Here is a 6,098-nt window from a genome sequence, read left to right as displayed (position 1 = left end):
GGCGCGGCCCCGGCCCTGGCCGGCGCGACGGGCGGCGCGGCGCAGCCGGGCATGCCGGTGGTGCCGCTCTTGGAAAACTACGATCTGCCGCCACCTGGTTCGGCAGTCGATGTGATGGTCGATCACCTGAAAGTGCTGGCCGCGAAAGAGCCGGAACGCGTAGCCGAAGTCGTCAAACAATGGATGCAGAAAAATGGCCGAACTCAATAACATGGATGATGATAGCGAGTACAGCAGCGCGCCCGCCAAGCTGACGCCGGTCGAGCAGGCAGCCATCGTGCTGCTGAGCATAGGCGAGGAGCCGGCCGCGGCCGTGCTGCGCTGCCTGTCGCGCGAGGAACTGCTGGAAGTGACCCAGGTGATGTCGCGCATGAGCGGCATCAAGGTCGAGTCGGTCAAGACCGCGATGCAAAAGTTCTTCGACGATTACCGCGAACAGTCGGGTGTGCATGGCGCCTCGCGCAGCTACCTCAAGCGTTCGCTCGACCTGGCGCTGGGCGGCGACCTCGCCAACACCGTGCTCAACAACATCTACGGCGACGAGCTGCGGCCCAAGATGGCGCGCCTGCAGTGGGCCTCGCCGAAGTGGCTGGCCGAGTACATCTCCAACGAACACGTGCAGATGCAATCGGTGTTCCTGGCCTTCCTGCCGGCCGCGCTGGCCGGCCAGATCATCGACGGCCTGCCGCAGGACAGCCGCGACCTGGTGCTGCTCAACCTGGCGCGCATGGAAGAGGTCGACGCCGACCTGCTGCAGGAACTGGACGAGCTGGTCGACCGCTGCCTGAGCTCGTTCGATTCGCAGGGCACCAGCGTGGAAGGCATCCGCCAGACCGCCGAGATCCTCAACCGCCTGCCGAGCAACCGCGCGCAGATGGTGGAGCTGCTGCGCGCCCACGACCCCGAGGTGGTCTCCAAGATCGAGCTGTCGATGTACGACTTCTTCATCCTCGGCAACCAGACCGAGCAGGCGATCACCCGCATCCTCGAGGACGTGCCGCTGGAACAGTGGGCGATCGCGCTCAAGGGCGCCGACATCGCCGTGCGCGACGCCGTGCTGAAGACCATGCCGAAGCGCCAGGCGCAGGCGTTCGAGGACATGATGCGGCGCGCCGGGCCGGTGCCGATGTCGCGTATCGAGCAGACGCGCCAGGAAATCATGGCCACCGTCAAGGCGCTGGCCGACGCCGGCGAAGTCGAGATCCAGCTGTTTGCCGAACAGGTGGTTGAATGAAGCAATTCCGTCCCTACCGTTTCCCGCCGCTGGCGCAGTTCACCAACCAGCGCGCCGCGGTGGCGGCCGCCCAGGGTGGTCACGGCCATGGCGGCGATGGCGGCGCGCAGTGGGCCGCCTCGGTCAGCGAAGGCTTCGAACAGGGCCAGCGCGACGGTTATGAAATCGGCCTTGCGCGCGGCCAGGAAGACGGCTTCGAGGCGGGCCGCCTGGCCGGCCAGGAACAGGGCCGCGAGGAAGGCCGCCACGAAACGCTGGTGGCCTACGATCAGCTGGCGCGCCCGGTCGACGCCATGCTGAAGAGCCTGAAAAAACTGCGCTCCGACTACCGCGCGGCGCAACGCAAGGAAGTGGTGGATCTGGTCGCGAAAGTCGCGCGCCAGGTCATCCGCGCCGAACTGGCGCTGCAGCCGGTGCAGCTGATGGCGCTGGTCGAGGAAACGCTGGCGTCGATGCCGCCGACGCGCGAAGAAATCGATGTGTACATGAATCCCGAGGAACTCAAGCGCATCGCCGACCTCGACCCCAAGCGCTCCAAGCGCTGGAATCTGATTCCGGACGCCCGTCTTGACGTGGGGGAATGCCGTATCCGGGCTGGCGATAATGAAGTCGATGCCGGTTGCCATCAACGGCTTGCGGCGGTCATGGAACAGGTCGATAATCAATTGACGGCTGCCGACAGCGGCGATGAACCGGAGACCGAAGAGTGATCGCAGATGCCTTACGCAATCTCGAACTGGGTTCCGTACCCATGGCGACCCCGACCGGACGCCTGGTGGGCGCATCCGGTTTGTTGCTCGAGGCCGTGGGTTGCCCGCTGCACACCGGTCAGCGTTGCCAGATAGAGACAGTCGGCGGCGAATGGCTGGACGCGCAGGTGGTCGGCTTCCGCGACAAGGTTTCCTATCTGATGCCATTCAAGAAGGCGATCGGCCTGACCACCGGCGCGCGCGTGTTGCCCTCGCCCGACAAGACCAGCTTGCAGATCGGCCCCGGCTGGCTGGGGCGCATGGTCAACGGCCTGGGCGAGCCGATCGACGGCCTGGGCAAGCTGGGCGGCGATTTCCCGCTGGAGGCGCAACCGCCGCGCGTGCATCCGCTGCGCAAGAAGCCGGTCACCGAGCCGCTCGACGTGGGCGTGCGCGCGATCAATTCCATGCTGACCCTGGGCAAGGGCCAGCGCGTCGGCCTGATGGCCGGCTCCGGCGTCGGCAAGTCGGTGCTGCTCGGCATCATGACGCGCCAGACCGTGGCCGACGTGGTGGTGGTCGGCCTGATCGGCGAACGCTCGCGCGAGGTGCGCGAATTTGTCGAAATGTCCCTGGGCAAGGAAGGCTTGCAGAAAGCCGTGCTGGTGATCGCGCCGGCCGATGAAAGTCCGCTGATGCGCATCATGGCGACCGAACTCTGCCATTCGATCGCGGCGCATTACCGCGACCAGGGCAAGAACGTGCTGCTGCTGGTCGATTCGCTGACGCGCTACGCCATGGCGCTGCGCGAAGTGGCGCTGGCGCTGGGCGAGCCGCCGGCCACCAAGGGCTATCCGCCGTCGGTGTTCTCGAACCTGCCGCAGCTGGTGGAATCGGCCGGCAACGGCGAAAACCAGAACGGCAGCATGAGCGCGATCTACACCGTGCTGGCCGAGGGCGACGACCAGCAGGACCCGGTGGTCGACACCGCGCGCGCGATCCTGGACGGCCACATTGTGCTGACGCGCGAGTTGGCCGAGCGCGGCCATTATCCGGCGATCGACATCGCCGCCTCGATCAGCCGCTGCGCCGCCCAGGTCATCGACCACAAACACATGCTGGCGGCGCGCGCGCTGAAGGCCTGCATGGCGCGCCACGAGCGCGTGCGCGACCTGATTCCGCTCGGCGCCTACGTGCCGGGCGCCGATCCGGTCACCGACAGGGCCGTACAGCTGCATCCCAAGGTGGAAGAATTCCTGTGCCAGGGGACCAAGGAAGAAGCGCCGTTTGCGCCTTGCGTCGCCCAACTTGAAAAACTGATGACCTGAGCGCTGACGCCATGAGTGAAAAACACATCCGCAATCTGACCACGCTGGTGGCCTTGCGCAACACCGAGGTCGAGCGCCTGCAGTCCGAAATCGCCGAAAAGGAAAGCTTGCGCGAACGCTATCAACGCAACGTCGAGCGACTGACCAGCTTGTACACCAACAGTGGCGCCAGCGGCAATCTGCACCCTGCCCTGGCCGGCAACTGCGGCGATTACAAGCAGGCCGTGATGCAGATGGTGGAAAACCACAAGGTCGACCTGCACCTGCACGAAGCCGACATGGCGGTGTCGCAGCAGGCGCTCAACGCGGCCTGGGCCAAGCGCGAGGTGCTGGGCAAAGTATTGGACAAGCAGCAAAAGATCGTGAATCAGCAGAAAAACGCCAAGGAACGCCGTCAGCATGACGATCTGGCAACGCAACTGTGGCTGCGCGGCCAGAAATAAGGCCGTTACAAAAAAAACGCGGGAATATTTTCATACGGAAACGATTAAGGTCGCCCTATATCAAGGTACACTTTACTTATCCTTTCCAGGAGCACGATCATGTCAGTCATCACCAGCCCAACCTACGATCCGCCGACCTATGCCGAGAAGCTGGCACAGAGCTACGTCGCCGGCACCCAGGCACAGATCGACAGCGCGACCGCCAAGGCCACCGCCACGCAAAAAGGCTTGAGCACGCTGAGCAGCGCGCTGAGCGCGTTCCAGAGCGCGCTGCAGGACTTGGCCGGCAGCAGCAACACGGTGAGCGCCAATGCGGCCACCCTGAGCAACTCCTCGATCGCCAGCGCCACCGCCGGCTCCAAGGCGGCGCCGGGCACCTACTCGTTCTATGTCGAGCAGCTGGCGACCGCCGGCCAGGTGTCGTACAACGTCGCCGACAGTGTGGCCACCAATGCCGGCGCCATGAACGTCACGCTGGCCGACGGTTCCTCGTTCCAGGTCGACCTGGCCAATGCCGACAACAATATGGACGGCGTGCTGAGCGCCAAGGAAGTGGCCGCCGCGATCAACGCCGCCGCCAACAATGACTCGCGCGTGACCGCCTCCACCATGACCGTCAACGGCCAGCAAAAGCTGGTGCTGACCTCGGCCAAAACCGGCGCAGACAATGCGGTGGCGTCGATCGACGTTTCCGGCCTTAACGATGCGGGGCTGCAGGCCTCGCTGTCGTCGCAGACCACGATCACCGCCGCCAAGAACGCGGTGGTATGGGTCGGCGGCAAGAACGGCGACCGCGTCGAGCAGGCGTCGAATGTGTTCACGGTGGTGGACGACGTCAAGCTCACCATTACCCAGGCCCAGGGCGCCAGCGACGCGCCGGTCACCCTGACCGTGGCGCCGGACAACAGCACCACCGCCGCCAACGTGAAAAAGTTCGTCGACGCCTACAACGCCCTGATCACCACCATCGGCACGCTGACCAAGTCGGGCGACCACACGGTGGCCTCGTCGACCGATCCCAATGCCGCGCCGTCGCCCACCGCGGCCGACGCCGCCTTCTACAACGATTCCGGCGTGACCAATCTGCGCGACCGCCTGGGCAGCATCCTGCGCACCGTCACCGGCGGCCAGTCGCTGATCAGCTTCGGCATCAAGAACAAGAGCGACGGCACGCTGGAAGTCGACGCGGGACGCCTGAACAAGGCGCTGGCCGCCAATCCGGGCGCGATCGACAACCTGTTCGGCCGCGCCGGCGCCGGCGTCGACAGCGGCGTGCTGGGCGCGATGAACAAGCTGACCACGTCCTGGACCAGCAGCACCGGCTTCCTCAACCAGCGCAAGGACCAGAACAGCAAGCTGCAAGCCGACCTGACCGACCGCCAGGCCACCGTCACCAACCAGTTCAACAGCGCCTACAAGCGCTACCTGGCGCAATTCACGGCCCTGCAGCAGCTGCAGGCCAGCATGACCACGACTTCGAACATGTTCTCGGCGATGTTCTCGTCCGATAGCAGCAGTTAATTAATCTCAGTAAAACCGTTACGGTGAATACCATGTTGAACCAGGAAGGCTATAGCAGTTATCACTCCACCAATCTCGAGGCGCAGGTTGCGCGCGCCTCGCCGATTGAACTGGTGCTGGTGCTCACCGACGGTTTGCTCGAAGAACTGGCGCGCGCGCGCGGCCACATCGTCGGCAAACGCTATGAACTGAAGGCGATCAGCCTGAACAAATGCACCGACATCATCAATGGCCTGTCCAGCTCGCTGGATTTCGAACACGGCGGCGAGGTGGTGGAAAACCTCGGCCGGCTGTACGAGTACTGCGCCGGCCGGCTGTACACGGCCGGTGTCAGCCTGGACCCGGCCATCATCGATGAAGTCACCAAGCTGCTGACCACCATCAAGAAAGGCTGGCTGGGCGTGCAGGCGAAGACCAATGGATAGGCAGCGCACCCTGCTGCAGATGACGCAGAAGATGAGCGCCGCCATCGCTTCCGAGGACTGGAAGACGCTGGCGGCGATTAACACGTTAATGGCGTCCACGCTGCCGCAGATGGCGGCGCAGGCGCCGTGGAGCAATGCCGAGCGCGCCGCCCTGGTGGCGCTGCGCCAGATGCACAACGAAGCAGTCCAGCGCTGCAACCTGGCGACCGACGCCCTCGGCCGCAAGCTGCAGGAAATGCAGGCAAACCAGGAGGGATGGTTGGCATACGCCCTCGAGAGCGCCCACACAGAAACCGGAATCCAAGCATGACCATGACACTCTCCAGCGCAACGGCGGCGGCCAAAGCCGCCCAGGCCGATTTCACCGCCCCGGTGGCCGCCAACCACAATGGCGCCGCCGCGGCCAGCGCCGCCGCGCCCGTTCCGGCCAAGAGCAGCGACGGCAAGCCGGCCCGCGC

Annotated in this window: 7 protein-coding genes and 1 pseudogene; all 8 read left to right on the top strand. The window is 64.9% G+C overall.

The genetic code is table 11. The annotated features are described in order from the left end of the window. A pseudogene (locus tag E4L98_RS14935) lies at positions 1–210 on the top strand (flagellar basal-body MS-ring/collar protein FliF); the annotation flags it as partial. After that, positions 194–1,234, top strand: coding sequence for a flagellar motor switch protein FliG (locus E4L98_RS14930; RefSeq protein ID WP_135202347.1), 1,041 nt, complete (start codon positions 194–196; stop codon positions 1,232–1,234). The pseudogene E4L98_RS14935 and the gene E4L98_RS14930, both read left to right, overlap by 17 nt. After that, positions 1,231–1,944 (top strand): flagellar assembly protein FliH, encoded by a 714-nt coding sequence (fliH, locus tag E4L98_RS14925; protein ID WP_135202346.1) that lies wholly within the window; start codon positions 1,231–1,233, stop codon positions 1,942–1,944. Before E4L98_RS14930 ends, fliH begins: the two co-directional genes overlap by 4 nt. Beyond that, positions 1,941–3,251, top strand: coding sequence for a flagellar protein export ATPase FliI (gene fliI / locus E4L98_RS14920; RefSeq protein WP_135202345.1), 1,311 nt, complete (start codon positions 1,941–1,943; stop codon positions 3,249–3,251). Before fliH ends, fliI begins: the two co-directional genes overlap by 4 nt. An 11-nt stretch (positions 3,252–3,262) precedes the next feature. Beyond that, on the top strand, positions 3,263–3,694 hold the full coding sequence (locus E4L98_RS14915) for a flagellar FliJ family protein (RefSeq protein WP_135202344.1): 432 nt from the start codon (positions 3,263–3,265) through the stop codon (positions 3,692–3,694). Between the two features lie 99 nt (positions 3,695–3,793). Next, complete coding sequence (gene fliD, locus E4L98_RS14910) at positions 3,794–5,215, top strand: flagellar filament capping protein FliD (RefSeq protein WP_135202343.1); 1,422 nt, start codon at positions 3,794–3,796, stop codon at positions 5,213–5,215. A gap of 32 nt (positions 5,216–5,247) precedes the next feature. Next, positions 5,248–5,640, top strand: coding sequence for a flagellar export chaperone FliS (gene fliS, locus E4L98_RS14905; protein ID WP_135202342.1), 393 nt, complete (start codon positions 5,248–5,250; stop codon positions 5,638–5,640). Continuing rightward, positions 5,633–5,950, top strand: a complete 318-nt coding sequence (locus tag E4L98_RS14900) for a hypothetical protein (RefSeq protein ID WP_135202341.1) — start codon at positions 5,633–5,635, stop codon at positions 5,948–5,950. The genes fliS and E4L98_RS14900 overlap by 8 nt, the downstream gene beginning before the upstream one ends. Positions 5,951–6,098: the final 148 nt, after the last annotated feature.

It is taken from the genome of Duganella callida (assembly GCF_004614165.1).
In the GTDB taxonomy this organism is placed as follows: Bacteria; Pseudomonadota; Gammaproteobacteria; order Burkholderiales; family Burkholderiaceae_D; genus Rugamonas; species Rugamonas callida.
Note: the sequence above shows the minus strand (reverse complement) of the source record. Positions and strands in the feature narration are given on the sequence as shown.

Coding starts and splice junctions, on each gene's coding strand:
- E4L98_RS14930 (WP_135202347.1), top strand. CDS start 194: ATGGCCGAACTCAATAACATGGATGATGATAGCGAGTACAGCAGCGCG.
- fliH (WP_135202346.1), top strand. CDS start 1,231: ATGAAGCAATTCCGTCCCTACCGTTTCCCGCCGCTGGCGCAGTTCACC.
- E4L98_RS14915 (WP_135202344.1), top strand. CDS start 3,263: ATGAGTGAAAAACACATCCGCAATCTGACCACGCTGGTGGCCTTGCGC.
- fliD (WP_135202343.1), top strand. CDS start 3,794: ATGTCAGTCATCACCAGCCCAACCTACGATCCGCCGACCTATGCCGAG.
- fliS (WP_135202342.1), top strand. CDS start 5,248: ATGTTGAACCAGGAAGGCTATAGCAGTTATCACTCCACCAATCTCGAG.
- E4L98_RS14900 (WP_135202341.1), top strand. CDS start 5,633: ATGGATAGGCAGCGCACCCTGCTGCAGATGACGCAGAAGATGAGCGCC.